The sequence below is a fragment of the Pseudomonas sp. GW821-FHT01A09 genome, from assembly GCF_058986725.1.
The window spans coordinates 21780-47836 of sequence record NZ_JBYSWB010000034.1 but is presented as its reverse complement, the minus strand read 5'-3'; the positions used below and the strand labels follow the sequence as shown (position 1 = coordinate 47836).

Genomic DNA, 26057 nt, shown 5'->3' with positions numbered 1-26057 from the left:
GGGCTTGCCCCCGATAAGGGTGTCAGCGACATCTCTGTGACTGGTCAACCGCTATCGGGGGCAAGCCCCCTCGCTACAGGGTTACAGCGATGAAGCGAGCGGCGCTGGCGTCGACTCGACCAGTTCCAGACGCGCATCACTCTGCGCGCTGACCCGGTTGTACAGTTCGGCATCGCTTTCCAGGGCCTTTTCCCGTGCCGGGAAGATTTCCTTGAGCTTGGTGGTCCAGGCTTCGGACCTGTACTGCTCGGGGAAGCAACGCTCGATCAGCTCAAGCATGATCGACACCGTGACCGAGGCGCCCGGAGAGGCCCCCAGCAACGCCGCCAGGCTGCCATCGGCTGCGGACACCAGCTCGGTACCGAACTGCAGCACACCGCCTTTCTTGGCGTCCTTCTTGATGATCTGCACACGCTGACCGGCCACTTCCAGGCGCCAGTCTTCAGCCCGCGCGCCCGGATAGAAGCGCCGCAGCGATTCGAGGCGTTGCTCCATGGACTGCATCACTTCGCTGATCAGGTACTTGGTCAGGTCCATGTTGTCGCGGGCCACGGCCAGCATCGGCCCGAGGTTGCCGGCCCGGACCGACTTGGGCAGGTCGAGGATCGAGCCGTGCTTGAGGAACTTGGTGGTGAAGCCGGCGTAAGGCCCGAACAGCAGGGACTTCTTGCCGTCGACCACACGGGTGTCCAGGTGCGGCACCGACATCGGTGGCGAGCCCACTGCGGCCTGGCTGTAGACCTTGGCCTGATGCTGCTTGACGATTTCCGGATTGTCGCAACGCAGCCACTGGCCGCTGACCGGGAAGCCGCCGAAGCCCTTGCCTTCTTCGATACCCGAGGCTTGCAGCAGTGGCAAGGCCGCACCGCCTGCCCCGAGGAAGACAAAACGCGCATTCAGTTGGCGGGTGCTGCCGCTGTTGACGTCTTTGATCTCGACAGTCCAGCCGCTGCCGTTACGGCGCAGGCCGGTGACGCGCTTGGAGTATTTGACCTGCGCGTCGGCGGCGCTGGCCAGATGGCCGAGCAGCTTGTTGGTCAGGGCGCCGAAGTTGACGTCGGTGCCCTTTTGCACGCGGGTGGCGGCGATGTGCTGGTCGGCTGGACGGCCGGGCATCATCAACGGCATCCACTCGTTCATCAGCGTCTTGTCTTCGGTGTACTGCATGCTGGCGAAGGCGTGATGCGGCTTGAGCGCCTCGAAGCGTTTTTTCAGGTAGGCCACGCCCTTGTCGCCTTCGACGTAGCTCAGGTGCGGGACAGGGCTGATGAACGACTTGGCCGAGCCAAAGGTGCTCTTTTGCGTGAGGTAGGCCCAGAACTGCTTGGACACCTCGAACTGAGTGTTGATGTGTACGGCTTTTTTGATGTCGATCGAACCATCGGCGGCCTGCGGCGTGTAGTTCAGCTCGCACAGGCCGGCGTGGCCGGTACCGGCGTTGTTCCAGGGGTTGGAACTCTCGGCGGCTCCCGAATCCATCAGCTCGACGACTTCCAGTCGCAGGGTTGGATCAAGCTCTTTGAGCAGTACGGCCAGGGTGGCACTCATGATGCCCGCGCCTACCAGTACCGCATCGACTGCTTCATTCTGCGCCATTAACGCGTCTCCAAAATCTTCAGCACCAAATTGACAACATGGGATCCTGATTCTGGACAGCCCATGTCCGATTCGTAGCAAAATCCTTGCAGTGTCGGCGGGCGTTTGCTGTCCGGCCTGAGGTGAGCATGAACTCACGCCAGAGCGCGGGACGCAATTCGACCATTGGTCGAGACGGCCGGATCGACACCCGATGCGTCACTCTTGTTGTGAACAGGAGCTGCCGTGCCGGTTCATTTGGGTCTGTGGATGCGCCTGGATCGAGCCGGGGCACGCAGGGCGGAGTAACGGTGCATTTGCTGATGCAATATTGTTCATTTTGCTCGCCACACTCTTGTGAAGTTGTGAAAACCCGTGTTTTTCACGCTCTTTTGGAGTCGTGAACCTCAAAAAAAGGTTCGCCGTGCAGCGCGTGGCGCAACCCTGGGGTCAAGACAAGAGTACCGAACAGGCAGGCACACCGTAATGCTTGACCTCTGTGGGCGGCTCTCTGTGGGCGGTGCGAGGGGGCAAATGCTGAGCATTGGCGGTGCTGCGAGGCCCGATCAGGAGACGTCCTTATAATCGGGGGGAGATTATAACGGCGAACGCGGCGCATTTGTCCTGATTTATGGACTTTTATTGCATAGCCTTATGGTCGTCCAGCCAGACCCACGGCATGCGCGGGTTACAGCCCTGTGACAGGAACCGCTGGCGCCGCCGCAGGTCCACGAATCGAGGCTGTACCGCACGGCGGTTGCGCCCGCTATACTGCGCCGCTAGTGCCTAACCCTGGAGACTTGAGCATGTTGCAACGCCTGTTGTTCGGTTTGATCGCAGTGACCACCCTGACGCTGGCCGGTTGTGCCAACAGCCCGCAGCAACTCAGCCCGCAACCTCGCGTGACCGCGCAATTGGCCGCGGTCGGCCACGGCCAGCCAGTGATCGTGCGTGTCGTCGATGGCCGCGCTTCACCGACCCTCGGCACGCGCGGCGGGTTGTATCCCGAGACCAGCTCCGTGACCGTCAACGCCAATGACATCGTGCCCAAGCTGCAGGCTCAGACCGAAGCTGCGGTGCGTCTGCTGGGCTTCACTCCGAGCAGCAGCGGCCCGGAGCTGACCGTGACCCTGACCGACCTCAAGTACCAGTCGCCCAAAGAAGGCATGTACGTGACCGAAGCGACCATCAGCGCCAATTTCCGCGCCGATGTGCGCAACTCGGGCGGCAGCTACAGTGGCCGTTACGCGGCTTCGCTGAACCAGCGTTTCGGCATGGCGCCGAATCAGGAAACCAACACCAAGCTGGTCGGCGACGTGTTGAGCGATGCCCTGACCCGCCTGTTCCAGGACCCGACCATCGGCCAGAAGCTGTCGCAGTAACGGTCCTGGCATAAAAAGCGTAAAAAGCCCGCCGCCATCTCACCGATGGGGCGGGCTTTTTAGTGCGTGCCTGAAACGGGAATCAGGCTGCCTCGACATAGAAATCCAGCAGGCTGATGCCGGTGCCCGCATCGAGCTCCGGCCAGTTCACGTGCTGATGGCCGCCCAAGGCGCAGTAGACCAGCCAGTTGCGGTCTTGCACGTTGAAGGCGAGGGCGTCGATCAGCGCTTCTTGCTCGTCGCTGGGGGCGATCAGGTAGAGGCGATCCTGGTTTTGGGCGTGCAGCATGACAAGCTCCGTGGCAGTCCGGTTCGATTCGGTGCAGCAGCATGGCTTGTTTGAATGACGAGCGTGTGACAGGAGGATTTAGCGCACCCTGTAGCGAGGGGGCTCGCCCCCGAAAAACTCACTAACACACCCGTTTAGGTGGCTGACTTGTCCTTCGGGGGCGAGCCCTCTTGCTACAGTTGCCTAGAGGGCAATGCCCGCCTTGACCCGATACTGATTGCGCACCGGAGTGGCGTATTGCAGCACCAGATACGGCCGTTGCTCGGCCGGGCAGGCATCCAGGCGCCGTTGCCATTCGGCCTGGGCGCGCGCCAGCTCATCGGCGGGGAACAGCGTGCTGGCGGCGGGCACCTGCAGCGCCGGATCGGCATCGGCCCACTGCGCGTAGGCCAGGTAGTGCACTGGGAACAAGCGATAGCCACCCAGAATCTGCCGATCGATCTCGCTCGCCAGCAGCTTGGTGTCGTCGATCGCCTCGGTGAGCGGCGCGGCGAAGTTCACATGCACGCGGCCCTTGTAGCCGGTGATGCCCAGGGCGATGCTGATGTCATCTTCGCCCGGCGCCTTGGTGTAGCTGCCGGTGGTGGCGCGGATATACAGCTCGCGGGCCTTGGCCTGATCGCAGGGGTCGTACTCGTAGCTGATCGACACCGGCGTCAGGTTCAGCGACTGGATGACTTCACCGAACGGCTCGTCCTTGCGGCTCATGTGGAACATCTTCAGGATGGCCGACTCGGTACGGTCGTCACCGTCCTTGGCGCGGCCTTCGGCCTGAGCGATCCAGATCGAGGCGATGTCGTTGCGGATCGAGTGATTGATGTAGGCCGACAGCAACTGGTAAGCCGCGAGCTTTTCCCGGCGCCCGCTGATCGAGCGGTGCACGATGAAGCTCTTGTTCAAGCGCATCAGGTCACTGACGAAAGGCTTTTGCAGGAGGTTGTCGCCAATGGCGATGCGCGGGGTCGGCAGGCCGGCATGGTAGACGGCATAGTTGACGAAGGCCGGGTCCATGACGATGTCGCGGTGATTGGCGAAAAACAGATAGGCGCTGCCGGACTTGAACTGCTCGACGCCGGTGTAGGTCACACCGTCCGTGGCGCGGTCAATGGTATGGTCGACGTAGAACTCGACCTTGTCCTGCAAGGTAGCGACACTGTCGATGCCGGCGAACTCACGGCGCAGCTTCTTGGCGATCATGGGCTTGAGCAGCCAACCCAGGGCACCGGCAAATTTGGGGAAGCGGAAATGAACGAGGATATCGAGAAACGCCTGGTCACTGAGCAGACGCTTCAGAACGGCTGCGACTTCGCTATCGTCGTACGGTCGGATGGCATCGAATTCGCCCATCATGCTCTCTTGTTGGAAACGGCTAATGTAATTAGGCGGGGTCCGAACACCGGGCGATACGCTCTCGGTACTACGACTGACCCTGCAACAGACCGCCGATTATACGCATAACTGATCAGCGAGGCCCCGATGCTCGAAACCGAACCCTACGAATGCCCTTATTGCGGCGAGCCGGCCGAGGCGGTACTGGACCTTTCCGGTGGCGACCAGCAATACATCGAGGATTGCCCGGTGTGCTGCCGGCCGATCAATTTCGTGCTGCAGACCGATGGCCAGGAATGGCTGCTTGAAGTCTATAGCGAGAACGAATGATGCAACGCATCTACGAACCGGCCAACCTGATGGAAGCCGAGATGCTGCTGTCGATGCTTGCCAGCGAGGGCATCACGGCGCACCTGGCCGGGCGTGATCTGGTGGGCGGCATGGGCGAGCTGCCCGCCATGGGCTTGTTGGGCATGACGGTCGACAATGACCAGGCCGAGTACGCACGCCAGCTCATCGCCGAGTACACTAGCGCCCTGCCGGTCCCGGGCGATGAGCCCGAGAACTATGCGGGCGAGCTGCTGTGTTGAGCCTGCCCGCGTCGATGGCACCCTTTGCCAAGAGTCGTATCTAGCCATGTGTGGACGTTTTGCCCTTTTCCGCTGGTCGCCGTCGTTCGCGGCACTGCCGGGGTTCCCCGCCGATCAGCAGGCGCAGTGGAACATTTCGCCAGGCGACAACGTGTTGATCCAGCGTGCGGCAGGCGAAGGCCGGGAACTGGTGCGCGCGCGCTGGGGCCTGACGCCGCCCTGGCTCACCGATCTGTCCCGCACCCCGGCCCATGCCCGCGCCGAAACCCTGGCCGAGCAGCCGATGTTTCGCGATGCCTTTCGCCTGCGCCGCTGCCTGATCCCGGCCAATGGCTTTTATGAATGGCGCGGTTCGCTGCGCAAGCAGCCGTTCTGGTTGACCCCGGGGGAGGGCTCTTCTCTGTTTTTCGCGGCGGTGTGGGAGGCCTATCCGGTGCAGGGGCATACCTGGCTCAGCACCGCCGTGGTGACCCAGGCGGCCGCCAGCCAGCGTCGGCCGTTGCTGCTCGACGCGGCGGGGCAGGCCGCCTGGCTCGATCCTGAAACGCCGCTGGCGGTGCTCCATTCGCTGCTCGCCAGCCCGCAGCAGCCGCTGCGCGAACGGCCGCTCGCCAATCTGATCAACGATCCCAAGCTCAATGCGCCGGAGTGTCTGACGCCCGCGTGACGGACCCTGTAGCGAGGGGGCTTGCCCCCGATGGCGTACTGTCAGGCACAGTGATGTCGCTGCACTATCCTTTCGGGGGCAAGCCCCCTCGCTACAGGGTGGTGAGACTGACGATTGTATTGGTGTTGATACTTTTGCCGCTGAGAACTGGCATCCATGGGCAAGGCGCCCTAGGATATCCGTCACTTTTCGGGAGAGTGTCATGCGTAAGGCTTTAGTTACATTGTCGGCCGCCATCGCCCTGGCGGGTTGCCAGGCGGTCAACACCACCAGTGGCGACGCCGTAGGCGTCGAGCGCAAACAGTACATGTTCAGCATGCTGTCGACCGATCAGGTCAACCAGATGTACGCCCAGTCCTATAAGGAAACCGTCGGCGAGGCCAGCAGCAAGGGCGTATTGGAAAAAGACACCGCCGACGCCAAGCGCGTGCAGGCGATCGCCAACCGCCTGATCGCCCAGGCGCCGAAACTGCGTGCCGATGCGGCGCAGTGGCAGTGGGAAGTCAACGTCATCAAGAGTGACGAGCTCAACGCCAACTGCGGGCCTGGCGGCAAGATCATCGTCTACAGCGGCTTGATCGATCAGCTCAAGCTGACCGACGACGAACTGGCGGCAGTGATGGGGCACGAAATCGCCCATGCCCTGCGCGAACACGGCCGCGAAGCCATGTCCAAAGCCTACGGTGTGCAGATGGCGCGCCAGGGCGCGGGTGCATTTCTCGGCTTGGGCGAGAACAGCTTGCAGCTGGCCGACACCGTGGTGCAGTACAGCCTGACCCTGCCCAATAGCCGCAGCAATGAAAACGAGGCGGACCTCATCGGCCTGGAACTATCGGCGCGAGCCGGCTATGACCCGAACGCGGCGATCACCCTATGGAACAAGATGGGCGCTGCTGCCAATGGCGCCGCACCACCAGAGTTCATGAGCACCCACCCGGCATCGGCCAATCGCATCAGTTCGTTGCAGGCGGCGATCCCCAAGGTGATGCCGCTGTATCAGCAAGCGAAAAAGTCCTGACGCCAACCCACGCCATTCGCGGCCAGTCCGTTAACCGCGAATGGCGCTGTAGATCTTGAAGCCGCCACCCTCGTGCAGCGTCTTGCAGGGCCCGACATGCTCTTGCATGAGCGGCTGATAGCGCAGGAAAGCGTTGGCGACGATCCGCAATTCGCCGCCTTTTTGCAGATGCTCGCGGGATTTTTTCAGCATGGTTTCCGACGCCCGATAATCGGTATGCACCCCGGTATGAAACGGCGGGTTGCTGAGGATCGCGGCCAGCGGCTGCGGGGCAGCGTCGATGCCATCACCGATGATCACTTCTGCTTCCAGGCCATTGGCGGCCAGGGTCAAGCGGCTGCTGGCCACGGCGAAGGCGTCGACGTCCAGCAGGGTCAGCTGGGATGCGGGGTAGCGACGTTTGATCATCGCCCCCAGGACCCCGGCGCCGCAGCCGAAATCGAGCACGTGGCCGGTCGGCAGACCATCGAGGAAGTCGAGCAGCAGCGCGGTGCCGCGATCCAGTCGGCCGTGGCTGAACACCCCGGGCAGGCTGATGACGGTCAACGGCCCGTCGGCAAGCTCCAGCTCGTATCGCTGCGCCAGGCTCTCCAGGGCGACAGGTTCAGGGGCCGTCTCGATATCCACCGCCCAGAGCTGGCAGTGCCGAGCGCTGTCGATCTTGCGTGGCTTGCCGAAGGCGTGCAGTTGCTTGGCCGCGCCCTCGATACCGCCGCGCTTCTCGCCGACCAGATACAAGGTGCGGCCGGCCAGGCGCGAGGCCAGGGCGTTGAGCAGGTAAAGCGTGAGGTCGCGGGCCTTGGGCAGGAACAATACCGCGCCGTCGATCTCGGCATTCGGCGCTTCGGTACCGAACTGGCTGCGCCCGGCGAAGCGCGCCTCCAGCGCGGCATGGTCGCCGGCATGCCAGCTCCATCCGCAAGCCTTGGGCAGTTGCCCGAGCAGGTCGTCGGCCGGGAGGCCGGCCATCAGCCAGCGGCCTTGAAACGAATCGGCCTGACGAAGCAACACTTCACTGCGCGGGTCCATGAAATGGCTCCTGAAAAAAGTCCGGCAGTCTATCAGTTCACTTGGCGCAGCGGCGCACCGGCGAAGAACCCGCTGGCGTTGTCGGCCAGTTGCCCGACGATGCGCTGGCGGGCCTCGCGGCTGCCCCAGGCGCTGTGCGGGGTGATGATCAGGCGCGGGATGTCATCGGCCAGCAGCGGGTTGCCGTTGACCGGTGGCTCGACGCTGAGCACGTCCGTAGCGGCACCGCCCAGTTGTCCACTGCGCAAGGCATCGGCCAGAGCCTGTTCATCGATGATGCCGCCGCGGGCGGTGTTGACGATAAAGGCACCGGGTTTCATCAGGTTCAGTTCGCGGGCGCCGATCATGTGCCGCGTGTGCTCGTTGAGCGGGCAATGCAGGGTCAGCGCGTCGACCTGGCCCAGCAGCTCATCGAGCGGCACGCGGTCGGGGCGTGCCGGGCGGCCCGGAATCTGCCCGGACAGCACGCGCATGCCGAAGGCTTCGGCCAGACGCGCGACGGCGCTGCCCAGTTCGCCCTGGCCGAGCAGGCCGAGGGTCTTGCCTTCGAGCTCGACGATCGGGAAGTCCAGCAGGCAGAACTGCTTGGAGCGCTGCCAGGCGCCGTCGGCGATGGCCTTCTGGTAATCGCTGACCCGGGTGGCCAGGGCCAGCAGCAGCATCAGAGTGTGTTGAGCCACCGACGGCGTGCCGTAACCCTGGCAGTTGCAGACGCTGACGCCTTGAGCGCGAGCCGCGGCCAGGTCGACGTTATTGGTGCCGGTGGCGGCGAGCAGGATCAGCTTGAGGTCCGGGCAGGCCTTGAGCACGGTGGCGTCGATCACCGCCTTGTTGGTGATGGCCACGCTGGCGCCTTGCAGGTGCGCGATGGTCTGCTCGGGGAGGGTGCTGGCATGCAGTTGCAGCTCGTCGAAGGCTGCGTGCAGCGGGGCGAAATCGAGATCGCCCAGATCCAGTGTGCTGTAGTCGAGAAAAACCGCGCGGCGAAGATTGCTCATCAACTGTACCTGTCTTGTCTGAAATCGAGACTTTATGATCACTGGGATAAGTGTAGCGAGGGGGCTTGCCCCCGAATCGGCAAGTCAGCGACCAAGATGTCCTGGATCAAGCGCATTCGGGGGCAAGCCCCCCCGCTACAGGGCGATCGTGTTGTCATCCTTTAAGAATTGTTTCTGAATGAATCGTGAGGTACTGGCATGTATTGGGCAGAATTTTTGACCGTGGCGCTGATTCACCTGCTGGCGGTGGCCAGCCCCGGTCCGGATTTCGCCGTGGTGGTGCGCGAAAGCGTGGCCCATGGCCGACGCGCCGGGATCTGGACCGCCCTGGGCGTCGGTTCGGCGATTTTCCTCCACGTCGGCTATTCGCTGCTGGGCATCGGCTTGATCGTTTCGCAGTCCATCGTGCTGTTCAATCTGCTCAAGTGGCTGGCCGCGGCCTACCTGCTGTACATCGGCTTCAAGGCGTTGCGCGCCAAGCCGGCGGTTGCCGGGGATGACAGCGTTGCGGCGCTGCCGGTCGAGCGTTCGGCGGGCGCGGCTTACCGGGCCGGGTTCATGACCAACGGCCTGAACCCCAAAGCCACGCTGTTTTTCCTTTCGCTGTTCACTGTGGTGATCAACCCCCACACGCCGCTGGCGGTGCAGGCCGGTTATGGGGTTTACCTGGCCGCGGCCACTGCGGCATGGTTCTGCCTGGTGGCGCTGCTGTTCAGCCAGCAGCGCGTGCGCGCCGGTTTCGCCCGCATGGGGCATTGGTTCGACCGCACCATGGGCGCCGTGCTGATTGCCCTGGGAGTGAAGATTGCGCTGACCGAGATGCACTGAATGGGCGAATCCGGCGTGCGGTGCTAGGGTCATTAGCAGACTCTTGCACTTAGCCAAAGGACTCCCGAGATGCAGACTCGCGTTATTCCACCCGCTGACGGTGCCTATAGTTTCCCTCTGCTGATCAAGCGGCTGCTGTTGTCGGGCAGCCGCTACGAGAAAACCCGCGAAATCGTCTACCGCGACCTGGTGCGCTACAGCTACCCAACCCTGACCGAACGCATCTCGCGCCTCGCCAACGTGCTGGTCGCCGCCGGCGTGCAGCCGGGCGACACCGTGGCGGTCATGGAATGGGACAGCCACCGCTATCTGGAGTGCATGTTCGCCATTCCGATGATCGGCGCGGTGATCCACACCATCAACGTGCGCCTGTCGCCGGAACAGATTCTCTACACCATGAACCACGCCGAGGACAGACTGGTGCTGGTCAACAGCGAGTTCGTGCCTCTGTACCAGGCGCTGGCGAGCCAGTTGACCACGGTGAAGAACACTCTGCTGCTGACCGACGGCAGCGAGAAGACCGCCGACTTGCCCAACCTGGTGGGTGAGTACGAGCAACTGCTGGCGGGTGCCAGCAGCCAGTATGACTTTCCGGATTTCGATGAAAACTCGGTGGCCACCACCTTCTACACCACCGGCACCACCGGTAATCCCAAGGGCGTGTATTTCACCCATCGCCAGTTGGTGCTGCATACGCTGACGGCGGCGACCATCACCGGCAGCGTCGACAGCGTGCGCCTGATGGGCACCGATGACGTCTATATGCCGATCACGCCGATGTTCCACGTGCATGCCTGGGGCATCCCGTACGTGGCCACCATGATGGGCATCAAGCAGGTCTACCCAGGGCGCTACGAGCCCGACATGCTGGTCAATCTGTGGCGCAAGGAGCAGGTCAGTTTTTCTCACTGCGTGCCGACCATCCTGCAGATGCTGCTCAACGCCAAGGGCGGCGAAAATACCGATTTCGGCGGCTGGAAGATCATCATCGGCGGCAGCGCTCTCAATCGCGGGCTTTACGAGGCGGCCAAGGCCCGCGGCATCCAGCTGACCGCCGCCTACGGCATGTCGGAAACCTGCCCGCTGATCTCCTGCGCGCATTTCAACGAGGAGTTGCAGGCCGGCAGCGACGAACTGCGCGTCACCTATCGGATCAAGGCGGGCGTGCCGGTGCCGCTGGTCGATGCCGCCATCGTCGACAGCGACGGCAAGTTCCTGCCGGCCGATGGCGAAACCCAGGGCGAACTGGTGCTGCGCGCGCCCTGGTTGAGCATGGGGTATTTTCGCGAGCCGCAGAAGGGCGCCGAACTCTGGGAGGGCGGCTGGATGCACACCGGCGACGTTGCCACGCTGGACACCATGGGCGTGATCGACATCCGCGATCGCATCAAGGACGTGATCAAGACCGGCGGCGAATGGGTGTCGTCCCTGGAACTCGAAGACTTGATCAGCCGCCACCCTGGCGTGCGCGAGGTCGCGGTGGTGGGCATGGCCGATGCGCAATGGGGCGAGCGGCCTTTCGCGCTGCTGGTGCCCCGGGACGGTCAGGCGCTGGATGCGCAGTCGCTCAAGGCGCACCTGCTACCGTTCGTCGAATTGGGGCTGATCAACAAGTGGGCCATCCCCAGTCAGATCGCCGTGGTCAGCGAGATACCCAAGACCAGCGTGGGCAAGCTCGACAAGAAGCGAATCCGAGTTGAAGTCCTGGCGTGGCAGGCCGATAACAGTCCGTTCCTGTCGTCATTGTGAGCGCAGCAGGTGAGGACCGAATGGCCGTGAAAACTATTCATTGAGGACCTGTCTTCCTGCATGCGCCTTGTTACAATCTCGCTTTCGGGCTTGTCATCGCTTTGACGCTGGCCAAATGACATTATCCGTGGGAGAGGGCCGATGGCCTCAGCACCTTCACTCTGGCAGCTGGCCAGGCTGCCATTGGCCATCGGCTTCGCCTCATCGTTGGCGGCGCCGGCCTATGGCATCGCGTTCAACGTCGGCGATGTCGAGGGGCAGTTCGACTCATCGCTGTCGATCGGCACCAGTTGGTCGACGCAAAATCCTGATCGTCACCTGATCGGCGCCAACAACGGCGGCGTCGGCTTGTCGCAATCGGCGGACAATGGCCGCTTGAATTACAAAGCCGGCGACGCCTTCAGCAAGATCTTCAAGGGCGTGCACGACCTGGAGCTGAAATACGGCGACAGCGGCCTGTTCGTGCGCGGCAAGTACTGGTACGACTTCCAGCTCAAGGATGAAAACCAGCGCTTCAGCGATATCAGCGACTCGGGGCGTGAAGAAGGCGCGCGGTCGTCGGGCGCCGAGTTCCTCGATGCCTTCGTCTACCACAACTTCGCCATTGGCGATCTGCCCGGCACCGTGCGCCTGGGCAAGCAAGTGGTCAACTGGGGCGAGAGCACCTTCATCGGCGGCGGCATCAACAGCGTCAACCCGATCGACGTTTCCGCGTTCCGTCGCCCAGGCGCCGAGATCAAGGAAGGCTTGATCCCGGTCAACATGTTCTATTTGTCCCAGAGCCTGACCGACAACCTCACCGCCGAGGGCTTTTATCAGATCGGCTGGAAGGCGACGGTCAACGACAACTGCGGCACCTTCTTCTCGCAGTCCGACGTGATCACCGGCGGCTGCAACGACAACCTCGGCGTGCTCGGCACTCAGAGCTCCACCTTGGCGCGCCTGCCGGCCGGGCAGCGTGCTGCCGCGGCGGCGGCTCTGGCAGCGCAGGGCGTCAGCTATGGCTCGCCGGACGAAGGCGTGATCGTACACCGCGGCGCCGATCGCGATGCCCGCGACAGCGGCCAGTTCGGCCTGGCTCTGCGTTATATGTACGACCCGCTGGACACCGAGTTCGGTGCCTACTTCATGAATTACCACAGCCGCTTGCCGATGTTCAGCGGCCACGCCGCGCCCGCCAGCGCTTACTCCAGCGCTGCAGCGTTGCGGGCGGCCGGGTTGTCGCCGGCGGCGGCCCAGGCGCTGGTGCCGACGGTGGTTACGGCCAACTCCAACTACTACCTCGAATACCCCGAGGACATTCGCCTGTATGGCCTGAGTTTCGCCACCACCTTGCCGTCGGGCACGGCCTGGAACGGCGAGGTGAGCTACCGGCCCAACGCGCCGATCCAGATCAACACCACGGACATTCTCTATTCCGGCCTGGCAGTGCCCGGCGTCTCGCAATTGACCGGCACCCCGGGCAGCGATCAGCAGGGGTATCGCCGCAAGGAAATCACCCAGCTGCAGACCAGCCTTACGCATTTCTTCGATCAGGTGATGGGCGCCGACCGTCTGACGCTGGTGGGCGAGGTCGGCTGGACCCACGTCGGTGGGCTCGACAGCACCTCCAAGCTGCGTTACGGCCGCGACGCCAGTTACGGCCCCGGCCCGCTGGGCAACGGCACCTGCCAGCGCCTCAACAGCGGCACGCTGGCCGGCGCCGGGCAGAACGGCGTCAGCCGCTATTGCGAGAACGACGGCTACACCACCACCGACTCCTGGGGCTACCGGGCGCGGGCGATCTGGGAGTTCAACAATGTGATCGCCGGAGTCAACCTCAAGCCCAATATCGCCTGGTCCCATGACGTCGATGGTTATTCGCCGGGCCCTGGGGGCAACTTCGAGGAAGGGCGCAAGGCGGTCAGCCTCGGGCTCGATGCGGAATACCAGAACACCTACACCGCGAGCCTGTCGTACACCAATTTCTTCGATGGCAAATACAGCACGGTCGATGATCGGGACTTCGCTTCACTGAGTTTCGGTGTGAACTTCTAGCGCCGGGGGGCTCTATCGATGAACGCTACCAAAGTCCTTTTACATTTCGCCATCCTGGGCCTGGCCCTGTGCGCCACCGACGTCCTGGCGCAGGTGTCTGCGGCCGAGGCCAAGCACCTGGGCGCCAACCTGACACCGATGGGCGCCGAGCGCGCGGGCAACGCCGATGGCAGCATCCCGCCCTGGACGCCTATGGCCAAGACGGCGGCGCCAGTGGACGAGCGCGGCTTTCTGGGCAATCCGTACGCCAATGAAAAGCCGCTGTTCATCATCACCGCGCAGAATGTCGAGCAGTACAAGGCCAAGCTGTCGCCCGGGCAACTGGCGCTGTTCAAGCGTTACCCCAGCAGCTATCGGATGCCGGTCTACACCGCTCATCGTGGTGCCACGGTGCCGGACGACATCTTCGCCGCCATCCGCCGCAACGCCACGCAAACCACGCTGGTGGCCGATGGCAATGGCTTGCAGGACTTCACCAGCGCGGTGCCGTTCCCGCTGCCGCAGAACGGCCTGGAAGTGATCTGGAACCACATCACCCGTTATCGCGGTGGCAGCATCAAGCGCTCGATCATCCAGGCCATGCCGCAGCAGAACGGCTCGTTCAGCCCGGTGTCGTTGCAGGAGCAGCTGGTGTTCCGTGATCGCATGAAGGATTTCGACCCGGCCAATCCGGGCAATGTGCTGTTCTATTTCAAGCAGGAAGTCACTGCGCCGGCACGATTGGCTGGCAGCGTGCTGCTGGTCCACGAGACCCTCGATCAGGTCGCCGAGCCGCGCGAGGCCTGGCTCTACAACGCCGGTCAGCGCCGCGTTCGACGGGCGCCGCAAGCCGCCTACGATGCCCCGGGCACCGCCGCCGACGGCCTGCGCACCTCGGACAACCTGGACATGTTCAACGGCGCCCCGGATCGCTACGACTGGCAGCTGGTGGGCAAGCAGGAGTTGTACATTCCCGAGAACAGCTACGCGCTGGATTCGCCGACCTTGAAATATGCCGACATACTTCAAGCCGGGCATATCAATCAGGATCTGGCGCGTTATGAGTTGCGCCGGGTGTGGCACGTGGTGGCGACGGTCAAGCCGGGCCAGCGCCATTTGTATGCCAAGCGCGATTTCTATTTCGACGAAGATACCTGGCAGGCGGCGGTCATCGATCACTACGATGGCCGTGGGCAGTTGTGGCGTGTGGCCGAAGCCCATGCCGAGAATTACTACAACGTGCAGGTGCCCTGGTATGCGTTCGAAGTGCTCTACGACCTGCAGGCCGGCCGTTACGTGGCCCTGGGCCTGAAGAACGAGGAGGCCCGCGGCTATCAGTTCGGCGTGCCGGCCAGCACCAGCGAGTTTACCCCTGCAGCGTTGCGTCAGGAGGGTGTGCGCTAGCAGGCCCGGCCCCTTCGCGAGCAAGCTTGGCTCCTACAGAGGTGGTGTCGTACTCGGGTGCAAGCTTGGCTGCCAGAGAGGTGGTGTCGTACTCGGGTGCAAGCTTGGCTCCCACAGAGGCGGTGTCGTACTCAGGTGGGAGCATGGCTTGCCCGCGAAGGGGCCGCAACGGACACCCTGATCCTACAGTCCCATAAATATTTTTTTACCCGCCAAACCCCTCTCCGTAGTGGCACCCCGCCCACTGTCACAAAACCATCCGCCTGACTGTCATCAAACTTACACATTCAAAGCATTAAATCTGCAACGTCTTCTCCTGTGGGCTTATCCACAAATCCTTTGACTGAGGTGTTGCCGTGATTCTGCTGACCAAAAATCGTCTCTCGATTTTGCTGGCTTCGCTGTGCCTTTCCGGCGTGGCACATGCGACTGATGTAACGGGTGCAGGTTCGAGCTTTGTATTTCCGGTCGTGTCCAAGTGGTCCCAGGACTACAGCAAGGCATCGCCCAACCGCATCAACTACCAGTCCATCGGTTCCGGTGGTGGTATCGCACAGATCAAGGCAGCTACAGTCGATTTCGGTGCTTCCGACGCGCCGCTGTCCGCAGAGGATCTGCAGGCCGCCGGCCTGGGTCAGTTCCCTAGCGTCATCGGCGGCATCGTGCCCGTCGTCAACATCGAAGGCGTCGAGCCGGGCAAGCTGAAACTCGACGGCCCGACGCTGGCCAAGATCTTCATGGGTGACATCAAGAAGTGGAACGACCCTGCCATCGTCGCGTTGAACGCCGGCGTGACGCTGCCTGACCAGGCCATCACCGTCGTGCACCGCTCGGACGGCTCGGGTACCTCGTTCAACTTCACCAACTACCTGTCCAAAGTGAGCCCCGAGTGGAACGACAAGCTCAAGTTCGGTACCACCGTGCAGTGGCCAGCGGGCGTGGGCGGCAAGGGTAACGAAGGTGTCTCGGCCTACGTGAAGCAGATCAAGGGCTCGATCGGCTACGTTGAATTCGCCTATGCACTGCAGAACAAAATGGCCCACACCCAGCTGAAAAACGCTGCTGGCAAGTTCGTCGAACCTAGCGCCAAGGCATTCGGCGCCGCTGCCGACACTGCCGACTGGGCAAGCGCCAAAGACTTCAACCTGATCATGACCAACGCCCCTGGCGAAGCTGCATGGCCGATCACCGCCACGACCTGGATCATCATGTACAAGACGCCGAAAAACGCCGAGCAAAGCAAAGCGGCTTTCGACTTCTTCAAATGGTCGCTGGAAAACGGTCAGGAACAAGCCGCTTCGCTGGACTATGTCGCCCTGCCGAAGTCGCTGGTGGCGAAGATCGAAGGCTACTGGAAAACCGATTTCAACAAGTGATTCGATCTCGTTGAAATCCAAGACTGTAACGCTCTTTCCGGGTGCCCCTCAGGGGGTATCCGGATCGGGCTTTTTCTGCGAGTGGACCTGACATGACCGAAAACACTCAATACCTGTCCACTGCGATCTCCAAGAGCGACAGTCCGGGCGAACAACGTGCCGCCCGCGACCACCGTCATGACGTCTGGTTTCGCCGTACGATGCAAGGCGCTGCCATGCTGGTCCTGCTGTTGTTGGCCAGCATTGCCGCCTCTACGCTCTGGGGTGGGTTCGAAGCATTCAAGACCTTTGGTTTCGGGTTTCTGACCAGTACCGAATGGGACGTCGTCGGTGGCCATTTCGGCGCCGTGGTGCCCATCTACGGGACCCTGGTGACCTCATTTCTCGCCCTGTTGATCGCCGTTCCGGTCAGCTTCGGCATCGCGATTTTTCTGACTGAAGTAGCGCCGCCATGGTTGCGCATGCCGATCGCTTCGGCCATCGAACTGCTGGCGGGCATTCCATCGATCATCTACGGCATGTGGGGCCTGTTCATCTTCGGCCCGTTCATGGCGCAGTACATGGCGCCCTGGATCAACGACAACCTCGGCGCGCTGCCCTTTATCGGCGGTCTTTTTCAGGGGCCACCGTTGGGCATCGGCATGCTCACCGCTGGCATCGTGCTGGCGATCATGATCATTCCGTTCATCACCTCGGTGATGCACGAGGTGTTCCGCACCGTGCCGTCGGCGCTCAAAGAGTCGGCCTACGCACTGGGCGGCACCACCTGGGAAGTGGTCTGGGACATCGTCCTGCCCTATACCCGTACCGCAGTGGTCGGCGGTATTTTCCTGGGCCTTGGCCGGGCGCTGGGGGAAACCATGGCGGTGACCTTCGTGCTGGGCAATGCTCATCAGTTCTCTTCTTCGCTGATGATGCCCAGCAGCTCGATCGCCTCGGTGATCGCCAACGAGTTCAGCGAGTCCTACACCGACCTGCACCGTTCCTCGCTGATCGCCCTGGGCTTCCTGTTGTTCGTCGTGACCTTCGTCGTGCTGGCCTTGGCGCGATTGATGTTGATGCGCCTGTCGCGCAAGGAGGGCCTGTGAGTAACGAAAGCATCTATCGCAAGCGCGCGCTGAAAAACCGCCTTGCCATGGTCCTCAGCTGTGCGGCCACGCTGTTCGGCCTGTTGTGGCTGGTGTGGATCCTGCTGACCACCATCATCAAGGGCGCCAGCGCCTTGAACCTGGCCCTGTTCACCGAAATGACGCCGCCACCCGGCAGCGCCGGTGGCCTGGCCAACGCCTTCTACGGCAGTGCCTTGATGTCCATCATCGCCCTGGCGATCGGTACCCCCATCGGCCTGGCGGCCGGGGTCTGGCTGGCCGAGTTCGCCCGCCACAGCAAGCTGGGCAACACCGTGCGTTTCATCAACGACATTCTGCTGTCGGCGCCGTCCATCGTGCTGGGGCTGTTCGTGTACACCGGGGTGATCCTGCCGATGAGTGCGTTGAGCAATCATCAGATCGGTTTCTCCGCGTTCGCCGGCTCCCTCGCCCTGGCGCTGCTGGTGATCCCGGTGGTGGTGCGCACCACCGACGAAATGCTCCAGCTGCAACCTTCGACCATGCGCGAAGCGGCACTGGCACTGGGTGTTCCGCAGTGGAAGCTGACCCTGCAGATCGTTCTGCGCGCGGCCAAGGCCGGTGTGGTGACGGGTGTCCTGCTGGCCCTGGCGCGCATCACCGGCGAGACCGCGCCGCTGCTGTTCACCGCCTTCGGCAACCAGTTCTGGAGCAGCGACCTGCTCAAGCCGATCGCCAGCGTGCCGGTGGTGGTCTTCCAGTACGCCATGAGCCCCTACGACGACTGGCACTCGCTGGCCTGGGCCGGCGCCTTGGTCCTGACTCTGTTCGTGTTGATGCTCAGCTTGCTCTCTCGCCTAATCCTTTTGCGCAATAGGTCTCACTGATGAACGTTCTTCCTGCGGCTCCGCAAACCAAGATTCAGGTCCGCGATCTGGAGTTCTACTACAACGAGCAGCGTTCGTTGAAAAAGATCAACATGGACATCCCGGAAAAGCACGTCACTGCCATTATCGGCCCGTCCGGCTGTGGCAAGTCGACCCTGTTGCGCGTGTTCAACCGCATCTACGCCATGTACCCCAAGCAAGAGGCACGCGGTCAGGTGTTGCTCAATGGCGAGAATATCCTTGACTCGCACTACTCGATGAACCGCCTGCGCAGCAACGTCGGCATGGTGTTCCAGAAGCCGGTGCCGTTCCCGATGTCGATCTACGACAACATCGCCTACGCCGTGCGTCACCACGAAAAGCTCTCGCGCCGGGAAATGGACGAGCGCGTCGAACAGGCCCTGCGCGGCGGTGCCCTGTGGGACGAGGTCAAGGACAAGCTCAAGCAAAGCGCCCAGAGCCTCTCGGGTGGCCAGCAGCAGCGCCTGTGCATCGCTCGCACCATCGCCTTGCGTCCGCAGGTATTGCTGCTGGACGAGCCGACCTCGGCGCTGGACCCGATCTCCACTGGGCGCATCGAGCAGCTGATCACCGAACTCAAGGAGCAGTTCACCGTGATCATCGTCACCCACAACATGCAACAGGCCGCGCGCTGCTCGGACTACACCGCGTTCATGTTCATGGGCGAATTGATCGAGCACGGCGACACCGACACCATCTTCACCAAGCCGAACAAGACCCAGACCGAGGATTACATCACTGGGCGGTTTGGTTGATGGGTATGGATGGCCCGCTCGGAGCGGGCCATCCGTCTTTGATCAGCGAACTTCGGCCAAAAGGTCCGGGTGCAGATCCAGCACCCTCAGTAATTTGACCAGCGCCAGTGGCGGCCTGGTCTTGCCTGTCTCGTAGCGTGAAAACGCGTTAGTCCCGCCACCGAAGATTTCAGCAGCCTCTCGCTGATCCAGCGCCAGCTTTTTTCTGACCGCAGCAATGAAGGCCGGATCCACCATCCGGGCGTTTACCTGTTTATTGAACGCTACCATCTCGGCGCTTGCTCGGGCCGCTTCGCTGGACGTGAAAATCCCTTCGGTGCACTTCGGGCAAAAATCGCCGCTCACCGCATGGATGACGGTCGACTCGCCTTTGTAGGTGTAATCGATGTCGCGAGTATCAGCGACCAATTCGGCGCCTGCGCAAACTGGACATTTCATGATTGGAACTCCTTGAAGGATACGATGATCAGTTCGTCGACAACGGTGAGTTTCAGGTAGACAGGCCCCACTGCTGTAAGTGGGCGATAGACGTCTTGCCAGATCCGATGGTCATCGTGAGTGGTCATACTTTTGTAAAAATCCCGAAGGGTGAGCGCCGAGACGATCTTAAGGATTGCTTCAAAGTCTAGATCGAGCGCTGCTGCCGTTCTCATCGCGGTGCCCGTGATCCTGACGCGCCCGGAGCGTGTCAATGCTTTGATCACGGATAATCGGCAATGAGGAGTACGTTTTTCCATAAATGAGAATAACCTAGTAGGTTTATTTGGCAAGTTGGTTAACCGCCATACCTTAGGTTTTTCCTGGATAAAGTGGCGCAGGGCAGTCTTTCCCCGTGAACGTGAGATCGCAGCCCGTCTGTGGACCATTCCCGGTTAAAAATCTTGTCACGGAATTTTTCTTCACAGAACGGTCAAACTCCAAGCAGAGTTACGCAGCATTTGTCTTCTGCCTTTCGAATTACTGCCCAGGAGTTTTTCATGTTCACCTCGCATCGCTTGTTGATCGCCGCCACTGCCGTTGCCATGCTGTCGGGCTGCGTGTCCCAGGGCAATCCCTATGACAATCAGGGCCAGGCCCAGCAGGGCGGGGGTGTCAGCAAGACCGCCAAGTACGGTGGCCTCGGCGCCTTGGCGGGTGCGGTGGCGGGTGCGGCCATTGACCATAACAACCGTGGCAAGGGCGCGCTGATCGGTGCGGCGGTGGTCGGTGCCTCGGCAGCCGGTTATGGCTATTACGCCGACCGGCAGGAAAAGGCCCTGCGCGAGAGCATGGCCAATACCGGTGTGCAAGTGCAGCGCCAGGGCGACCAGATCAAGCTGATCATGCCCGGCAATATCACCTTCGGCACCGACTCCTCGGCGATCGCCAGCAGCTTCTATTCGCCGCTCAGCAACCTCGCCAACTCCTTCAAGCAATTCAACGAGAACACCATCGAGATCGTCGGTTACACCGACAGCACCGGCAGCCGCCAGCACAACATGGACCTGTCGTTGCAGCGCGCCCAGGCGGTCAGCACCTACCTGACGTCCCAGGGCGTCGATGCCTCGCGCCTGTCGGTGCGTGGCGCCGGCCCCGATCAGCCGATCGCCAGCAATGCCGATGCCAATGGCCGGGCGCAGAACCGCCGCGTCGAGGTCAACCTCAAGCCGATCCCCGGCCAGCAGTACCAAGCGCCGCAGCAGTAACCGGCACGCTGAAAAATCCCGCTTACCGCGGGATTTTTTGTGCGCGTGTGGATGCTTGGGAGCGATTTTCAGCGCCGCGTGCAGCCGCTAAAAAAATGCGACAATGGCCCCATCTATCTGCGCTGGCCCCGAGCCCCATGCTGGCCTTAAGCTGCGCCAGCCAAAATGGCACCGCGACCGTCCCTGGAGGCAACGTTCCATGAAAATCCTTGTGGTTGAAGACAACCGCGACATCCTCGCCAACCTCGCCGATTACCTCGGGCTCAAGGGTTATACCGTGGATTGCGCCCAGGACGGGCTGTCAGGCCTGCACCTGGCCGCCACCGAGCATTACGACCTGATCGTCCTTGATATCATGTTGCCGGGCATCGACGGCTACACGCTGTGCAAGCGCCTGCGTGAAGACGCCCGCCGCGACACCCCGGTGATCATGCTGACCGCCCGCGATCAGCTCGACGACCGTCTGCAAGGCTTCCGCTCCGGGGCTGACGACTACCTGCTCAAGCCCTTCGCCCTGTCGGAACTGGCGGCGCGTATCGAAGCGGTCATGCGCCGTGCCCAGGGCGGTGGACGGCGCAATCTGCAGGTCGGCGATCTGGTCTACGACCTCGATACCCTCGAAGTCACCCGCGATGGCCGCTTGCTCAAGCTCAACCCGGTAGGCCTCAAGCTGCTCGCCGTGCTGATGCAGAAAAGCCCTCACGTGTTGCGCCGTGAAGTGCTCGAAGAGGCGTTGTGGGGCGATGACTGCCCCGACAGCGACAGCCTGCGCAGCCATGTTCACCAATTGCGCCAGGTGATCGACAAGCCCTTCGACAAGCCGCTGCTGCACACCGTGCATGGCGTGGGTTATCGCCTGACCGAGGGGCGGGATGGAGTTTAAACAAAGCCTCTCCCAGCGCATCATCATCGCCTTCGGCTTGATGAGCGCACTGGTAGCGGGGGCCTTTGCAGCTGGCATCGTGTTGACGGTTCATCTGGTGGAGGAGCGGTTGATCTCCACCGAGCTGGGCGGGGATCTGCAGCGCCTGCTGGCCGCCGAGAGCCTCGATGACTGGAGCCACACGCCGGAACCCAATCAGTTGTTCTACTTCAGTGGCGGCGGCGGTCAATACGAACTGCCCCACGACCTCAAGCACCTGTCCACCGGCTTTCACGAAGTGTTCCGCGGGCCGCTGTCCTATCACGCGATGGTGACGTTCGTGGACGGGCGCCGTTATGTCCTGTTGCAGGATCAAAGTGATTTCGAGGACCGCGAGCGGCTGCTGTTCGCCGTGGTATTCGTGGGCTTCATCCTCAGCCTGGCCGTGGCGGCATTGTTGGGCTGGCTGCTGGCGCGGCGGGTCATGGCGCCGGTCATTCGCCTGTCGCGCCAGGTCCGTCATCGCGATCAGTTGCTGGGGCTGGCGCCGCCACTGGCGCCTGACTATGCCGGCGACGAGGTCGGCCAGCTGGCGGTGGCCTTCGATGCCGCCCTGGGCCGCCTGCGTCAGGCGCTGACCCGCGAGCGGCTGTTCACCAGCGATGTCAGCCACGAACTGCGCACGCCGCTGATGGTGTTGGCGGGTTCGTGCGAATTACTGCTGGAATATCCCATGCTCGATGAGGCCTCGCGCAATCAGGTGCTGCGCATTCGCCATGTCAGCGAGGAAATGCGCGAACTGGTGCAGACCTTCCTGATGCTGGCACGGGCCCAGAGCAATGAGGGTGTCAGCACCAAGACCAGCCTGGTACGGGTGGCCGACGATGTGGCGACCTTGTGGCGGGTGCCGGTCGAGCGCAAGGGGCTGCAATTGCTCTACGAGCGGATCGACGTCGACGAAACCCACTACAGCTCGACCTTTCTGCATGCGGTCATGGGCAACCTGCTGCGCAACGCGCTGCACCATACCGAGCAGGGCAGTATTCGCCTGGAGGTGCGCACGCACAGTTTCGTGGTCGAAGATGCCGGAGCGAGTGTCATCGAGTCGCAGCGCGACCTGCAGCTGTCCCAGGCCAATTCCCTGCCCATCGAGCGAGTGGGCCTGGGCCTGTCGCTGGTGCAACGTATCTGCGCCGACCAAGGCTGGCGCATCACCTTGACCCCGCTTGCGCCTCGGGGCTGTCGTTTCCAGGTCGATCTGAATCCGACGCACTGAAACCTTCGCATCAACGAAAATTTCACATGGGTATCACCGCGCCATCACTTCGCCGCGCCTATCGTCGCCCGGCATGATCAGGGACCCGTGGCAGGTGTGGCACCATTCGTCGCTCAGGGCTGCGTCACGATAGGAAATAATCTACTTTTATCGGACGGCGTTTGGCAGCGTTGTCAAAGGGTTGCAGTCATGAAGCTAGAAATTGCTCGAGGTTTGTTCCTGGTGGCGGCGCTGGCCGTCGCTTCAGTCGCCATGGCGGCGTGGCAGGAGCCGCGTTCGCAGGTGCTGAGTGCCGAGGACGGTGAAGGTGTCGGGGGAATGTCCAAGGCGCCAAGGGCCCAAAGCACCGAGCGGCCGGATCACGGTTTGCTGCTCCTGATGTTCGGTTTGGCCCAAGGCAAAAAGTCAGCAGGTTGATGTACTAGTCGATGCAACAACCAAAAGGCCCCGGGATGGGGCCTTTTTGCGTGGGGTGGATCTGCCGTTGCACCTCGTCATTCGGCCATGCGCGCGGGGAATTGCAGAGCCTTGTCCGGTGTGATGCTCACCACCATGCCATTGCTCAAATCGGCCTGCCCGGCGGTGACCACGCGATCCCCCGGCGCCAGGCCATCGTGGACTACCACCAGCCCTTCACGGGTTTCGCCGGTATCGATCGCGCGGCGTTCGACGATGTGCATCGGCTGATCGTTGCTGTCGGATTTTTCGACCACCACATACACCGAGTCGCCGGAGAGGGTGTAAGCGATCGCGCTTTGCGGGACCACGGTCTGGCGGCCCTGCCACTGGCGTTGTTCCACGGTGGCGACACCCACGCTGACGGGGGCCTTGAAAGCACTGAGCCGCTGGATCTGATGGTAAACGGTAAGGCCCTTGTAACCCGCCAGGGTCAATACCAGCAACAACACCACGGCCAACAGGATCAGCAAACGCCGACGGAGCATATCCGCTTCCTTCGAAAGACTTTGAAAAACAACAGTGCACATTAAGCGGGATGGGCACGGGTTTCCAGTAGCCAGTGTTGCCGGATATGAAACGGAGCCTTTCAACCCGTGGCGTACAAGTGGTTGTCCCACCCGCCCGAGGGCATTTCCAGAGGCGTCGCCACCGGTGTCGGCGGGCGGCAATCGTAGTAGCGGCAACGGCCTTGCCCGGAGGTCACGACGAAGCCGTCGCGCACCGCCGCCACCCCCGCACAATCGGGCAGTGGCGCCTCCAGTCGCAGTGCCGCGGTGTCGAGATCCCAGATGAAAAAGCGGTTGGCCCTGGGCGCCGTCAGTGCCACCAGCCGCTGGTCGTCGTGCACCGCGACGCTGGCGGAGTAATGGGCCATGGACTGCAGTTGTTCGGCGGCCACGGCAAAGGCGCTGAAGGCTTCGCCCGGGCGCTTGATCGCCAACAGCGGGGCGGTTTCTTGCGCATCACCCATGAACTGCTGACACGCGAGGATGGTGCCGTCATTGGCGATGGCCAGATGGCGCACGCTGTTCATGGCCTGGGGCAGGGCTTCGTGGCTGATGAGAGTACCGTCGCGGCGCATCAGCACCAGGCTGGGCTGCATGGCGTGCAGGTTCATCTCCACGCGACTTTCGGCCTCGGTGCGAATGCCGCCATTGGCCACCACCAGGGTTTCGCCATCGGGCAGCCACGCTACCTCATGAGGGCCGATGCCATGGGTGGCGATTTCGCCAACGCGCTGCAGGCTGGGCCCGTCGAAACGGTAGACGCCCAGCAGGCCGCGGCCAGGGTCGGTGGTGTCGTTCTCGGTGGCGTAAAGCCATTCACCGCTGCGGTGGATCACGGCATGACCATAGAAGTGTCGATCTGGGGGCGTGTGCAGCGTCTGCAGCAGGCGCCCGTCGCGCAGATCGAGCAGATAGCTCTCGGTTCCCGGGCGGCGGGCGACGAACAGCGCGAGGGGCTGGCTGGGATGCTGGATGACGTCGTGGCAACGCTGCCGGACTTCGGTGGCGAACACCTGCCGGCCATCCAGCCGATAGCCGACCGCGTAGTGGCGCCCGGCGCTGTCGTCCCGCGCCGACAGCAGCAACGGCGGTGCCTGGCGCCCTTTGAACAGGTTCCAGCCGCCCATGGTTGCAGCGCTGAGCAGGACGTCGCGCAAGGTAGAGCTCCGAGTGGTTGCCATGTCAGTCACCGTCGTTGGCATTGAAGCCGAGCTGGATATTCAGGGCCTTGGCCAGCTCGTTCTGGTGCAGGCGATGGACGCTATCGAGACGCGCGTAGAGGTCGTCGAGCAGCGGTTTGCCAGCCGGATCGTCCAGCAGCGCGGTGAGCGAGCGGCTGTTGGCCTCCAGCGCCTGCAGGGCGGCGGCATAGGCGGCATCGATCTTCTGCGCCTGGGCCTTTTGATCCGCCGGCAACAGGCCGCGCAGGCCCTTGCCGTCGACCCCCTGCCACAGGCTCTGGGCTGCCAGCAACGAGGCCTGCAGGCTTTTCAGCGACGACTGGCTGCGCCACGCTTCGGCTTGATACGGCTGGGGCACGCCTTTGCTCTGGCGGCCCATGGGTGTACCGAGCTTTTTCTTCAGGGTGTCGAGTGCGGTCACCTGGACCCGCAAGACTTCAGCGATGGCCTCGTGGGAATCGGCGTAGCGCTGATTGGGGAATTTCGACATCTGCGTCAGCACGCCATCGGTGCCGGTCCAGCCCGCGAGAATCTCCTCGGCTAGGTGCTGCTGCCGTTCGCCAATGGCCACCAGCAACGGGCAGTAGCTGGCCTTGCGGGTGGCATCGGCCAGTTCCGGCTTGCTGTCGAAGAGGATGTATTCGTATGCCGAGAGGCCCTGGACCACCACGCTGGCGTTGGTCAGGGATCGAGCATCGATGGGCTTGTCGGCGCTGATCAACGCTTCGACCTGGCGCCCGACCAGGTTCTTCTTGTCTGGCCAGAACTGCACCGACCAGGCCCGGTTCCCCTCGGCCAGGGGGCCGATCAGCAGGGGCTGCAATGCTGCCCAGGCCTTTTGCGCGTGGAGAAAATCCGCGCGCGCGGTGGCCAGATCGGCGGTACCCGCACAGAAGGCGAGGGCGCTGATCGCCAGTTGCTTATCGGCTTCGACCCAGGCGGTATAGCTGGGCAAGATCACCTGATTGGCGATGGCGGCGCTGGTGTCGGCCTGTGGGTCTTTGGCCTGGGGCGGCGAACAGGCGCCCAGCGCCAGTGCGGCGAGGGTGGTGAACAAGAGCTTGGGGCGCAGTAGCAGTTTGTGGGGAGGCATTGATTGGGCTCTCGT

The 26057-nt window shown here is 62.5% G+C and carries 27 protein-coding genes; 17 read left to right on the top strand and 10 right to left on the bottom strand.

Translation table 11 applies throughout. The features are described from left to right. Nucleotides 1-81: 81 nt before the first annotated feature. The gene (gene mqo, locus AC3WJP_RS26240) at nt 82-1596 is read right to left on the bottom strand and encodes a malate dehydrogenase (quinone) (protein WP_493724115.1); all 1515 of its coding nucleotides are present in this window, start codon (nt 1594-1596) and stop codon (nt 82-84) included. 785 nt (nt 1597-2381) lie between these two features. On the opposite strand from mqo, the gene AC3WJP_RS26235 reads away from it, so the two are divergent. After that, nucleotides 2382-2957, top strand: a complete 576-nt coding sequence (locus AC3WJP_RS26235; RefSeq protein ID WP_493724114.1) for a YajG family lipoprotein — start codon at nt 2382-2384, stop codon at nt 2955-2957. A gap of 82 nt (nt 2958-3039) precedes the next feature. Here AC3WJP_RS26235 and AC3WJP_RS26230 read toward each other — a convergent pair whose 3' ends face one another. Together AC3WJP_RS26230 and AC3WJP_RS26225 are read right to left on the bottom strand one after the other, a co-directional pair. After that, complete coding sequence (locus AC3WJP_RS26230; RefSeq protein ID WP_493724113.1) at nt 3040-3246, bottom strand: hypothetical protein; 207 nt, start codon at nt 3244-3246, stop codon at nt 3040-3042. 183 nt (nt 3247-3429) lie between these two features. Continuing rightward, complete coding sequence (locus AC3WJP_RS26225; protein ID WP_493724112.1) at nt 3430-4596, bottom strand: 1-acyl-sn-glycerol-3-phosphate acyltransferase; 1167 nt, start codon at nt 4594-4596, stop codon at nt 3430-3432. 126 nt (nt 4597-4722) lie between these two features. On the opposite strand from AC3WJP_RS26225, the gene AC3WJP_RS26220 reads away from it, so the two are divergent. From AC3WJP_RS26220 to AC3WJP_RS26205, 4 genes are all read left to right on the top strand, one after another. Continuing rightward, nucleotides 4723-4905: a CPXCG motif-containing cysteine-rich protein gene (locus AC3WJP_RS26220; protein ID WP_493724111.1), complete on the top strand. Its 183-nt coding sequence runs from the start codon at nt 4723-4725 to the stop codon at nt 4903-4905. After that, on the top strand, nt 4905-5165 hold the full coding sequence (locus tag AC3WJP_RS26215; RefSeq protein WP_493724117.1) for a putative signal transducing protein: 261 nt from the start codon (nt 4905-4907) through the stop codon (nt 5163-5165). Before AC3WJP_RS26220 ends, AC3WJP_RS26215 begins: the two co-directional genes overlap by 1 nt. 46 nt (nt 5166-5211) lie before the next feature. Then, nucleotides 5212-5832, top strand: coding sequence for an SOS response-associated peptidase (locus AC3WJP_RS26210; RefSeq protein WP_493724110.1), 621 nt, complete (start codon nt 5212-5214; stop codon nt 5830-5832). Nucleotides 5833-6034: 202 nt separating this feature from the next. Then, complete coding sequence (locus AC3WJP_RS26205) at nt 6035-6850, top strand: M48 family metallopeptidase (RefSeq protein ID WP_493724109.1); 816 nt, start codon at nt 6035-6037, stop codon at nt 6848-6850. 30 nt (nt 6851-6880) lie between these two features. Here the strand turns inward: AC3WJP_RS26205 and AC3WJP_RS26200 are convergent, their stop codons facing one another. After that, nucleotides 6881-7879, bottom strand: a complete 999-nt coding sequence (locus tag AC3WJP_RS26200; RefSeq protein ID WP_493724108.1) for a methyltransferase — start codon at nt 7877-7879, stop codon at nt 6881-6883. A gap of 32 nt (nt 7880-7911) precedes the next feature. Then, nucleotides 7912-8877, bottom strand: a complete 966-nt coding sequence (locus AC3WJP_RS26195) for a 2-hydroxyacid dehydrogenase (protein WP_493724107.1) — start codon at nt 8875-8877, stop codon at nt 7912-7914. 198 nt (nt 8878-9075) lie between these two features. Here AC3WJP_RS26195 and AC3WJP_RS26190 point away from each other — a divergent pair, with 198 nt between their 5' ends. The 8 genes from AC3WJP_RS26190 to pstB all read left to right on the top strand — a co-directional run bounded on the left by AC3WJP_RS26190 (nt 9076) and on the right by pstB (nt 18980). After that, nucleotides 9076-9705, top strand: a complete 630-nt coding sequence (locus AC3WJP_RS26190; protein ID WP_493724106.1) for a LysE family translocator — start codon at nt 9076-9078, stop codon at nt 9703-9705. Between the two features lie 69 nt (nt 9706-9774). Further along, the gene (locus AC3WJP_RS26185; protein WP_493724105.1) at nt 9775-11454 is read left to right on the top strand and encodes a fatty acid--CoA ligase; all 1680 of its coding nucleotides are present in this window, start codon (nt 9775-9777) and stop codon (nt 11452-11454) included. 141 nt (nt 11455-11595) lie between these two features. Continuing rightward, on the top strand, nt 11596-13491 hold the full coding sequence (locus tag AC3WJP_RS26180; protein ID WP_493724104.1) for a DUF1302 domain-containing protein: 1896 nt from the start codon (nt 11596-11598) through the stop codon (nt 13489-13491). 18 nt (nt 13492-13509) lie between these two features. Then, on the top strand, nt 13510-14874 hold the full coding sequence (locus tag AC3WJP_RS26175) for a DUF1329 domain-containing protein (protein ID WP_493724103.1): 1365 nt from the start codon (nt 13510-13512) through the stop codon (nt 14872-14874). Nucleotides 14875-15230: 356 nt separating this feature from the next. Then, nucleotides 15231-16250, top strand: coding sequence for a phosphate ABC transporter substrate-binding protein PstS (pstS, locus tag AC3WJP_RS26170; protein WP_493724102.1), 1020 nt, complete (start codon nt 15231-15233; stop codon nt 16248-16250). Between the two features lie 92 nt (nt 16251-16342). Continuing rightward, entirely contained in the window at nt 16343-17338 is a 996-nt protein-coding gene (pstC, locus tag AC3WJP_RS26165) for a phosphate ABC transporter permease subunit PstC (RefSeq protein ID WP_493724101.1), read from the top strand. A 47-nt stretch (nt 17339-17385) separates the two neighbouring features. Further along, nucleotides 17386-18204, top strand: a complete 819-nt coding sequence (gene pstA, locus AC3WJP_RS26160) for a phosphate ABC transporter permease PstA (RefSeq protein WP_493724116.1) — start codon at nt 17386-17388, stop codon at nt 18202-18204. After that, a complete protein-coding gene (gene pstB / locus AC3WJP_RS26155) occupies nt 18204-18980 on the top strand; it encodes a phosphate ABC transporter ATP-binding protein PstB (protein WP_493724100.1) in 777 nt (258 codons plus the stop codon). The genes pstA and pstB overlap by 1 nt, the downstream gene beginning before the upstream one ends. A gap of 42 nt (nt 18981-19022) precedes the next feature. Here pstB and AC3WJP_RS26150 read toward each other — a convergent pair whose 3' ends face one another. Together AC3WJP_RS26150 and AC3WJP_RS26145 are read right to left on the bottom strand one after the other, a co-directional pair. After that, nucleotides 19023-19418 carry a type II toxin-antitoxin system MqsA family antitoxin gene (locus AC3WJP_RS26150; protein ID WP_493724099.1) on the bottom strand — a complete coding sequence of 132 codons (396 nt, stop codon included), beginning with the start codon at nt 19416-19418 and terminating at the stop codon, nt 19023-19025. After that, a complete protein-coding gene (locus tag AC3WJP_RS26145; protein ID WP_493724098.1) occupies nt 19415-19717 on the bottom strand; it encodes a type II toxin-antitoxin system MqsR family toxin in 303 nt (100 codons plus the stop codon). Before AC3WJP_RS26145 ends, AC3WJP_RS26150 begins: the two co-directional genes overlap by 4 nt. A gap of 240 nt (nt 19718-19957) precedes the next feature. Here AC3WJP_RS26145 and AC3WJP_RS26140 point away from each other — a divergent pair, with 240 nt between their 5' ends. From AC3WJP_RS26140 to AC3WJP_RS26125, 4 genes are all read left to right on the top strand, one after another. Then, a complete protein-coding gene (locus AC3WJP_RS26140; RefSeq protein ID WP_493724097.1) occupies nt 19958-20665 on the top strand; it encodes a YiaD family glycine zipper/OmpA-like lipoprotein in 708 nt (235 codons plus the stop codon). 199 nt (nt 20666-20864) lie between these two features. Further along, complete coding sequence (gene colR, locus AC3WJP_RS26135) at nt 20865-21548, top strand: two-component system response regulator ColR (RefSeq protein ID WP_226506783.1); 684 nt, start codon at nt 20865-20867, stop codon at nt 21546-21548. Beyond that, nucleotides 21538-22803, top strand: coding sequence for a sensor histidine kinase (locus AC3WJP_RS26130; RefSeq protein ID WP_493724096.1), 1266 nt, complete (start codon nt 21538-21540; stop codon nt 22801-22803). Before colR ends, AC3WJP_RS26130 begins: the two co-directional genes overlap by 11 nt. A gap of 189 nt (nt 22804-22992) precedes the next feature. Beyond that, nucleotides 22993-23220: a hypothetical protein gene (locus tag AC3WJP_RS26125; RefSeq protein WP_493724095.1), complete on the top strand. Its 228-nt coding sequence runs from the start codon at nt 22993-22995 to the stop codon at nt 23218-23220. A gap of 77 nt (nt 23221-23297) precedes the next feature. Here AC3WJP_RS26125 and AC3WJP_RS26120 read toward each other — a convergent pair whose 3' ends face one another. The 3 genes from AC3WJP_RS26120 to AC3WJP_RS26110 form a co-directional block, all read right to left on the bottom strand. Further along, nucleotides 23298-23747: a permuted SH3 domain-containing protein gene (locus AC3WJP_RS26120; protein WP_493724094.1), complete on the bottom strand. Its 450-nt coding sequence runs from the start codon at nt 23745-23747 to the stop codon at nt 23298-23300. Nucleotides 23748-23848: 101 nt separating this feature from the next. After that, on the bottom strand, nt 23849-24949 hold the full coding sequence (locus AC3WJP_RS26115) for a DUF1513 domain-containing protein (protein ID WP_493724093.1): 1101 nt from the start codon (nt 24947-24949) through the stop codon (nt 23849-23851). A 1-nt stretch (nt 24950) separates the two neighbouring features. Beyond that, nucleotides 24951-26042 (bottom strand): imelysin family protein, encoded by a 1092-nt coding sequence (locus tag AC3WJP_RS26110; protein WP_493724092.1) that lies wholly within the window; start codon nt 26040-26042, stop codon nt 24951-24953. Nucleotides 26043-26057 lie beyond the last annotated feature (15 nt).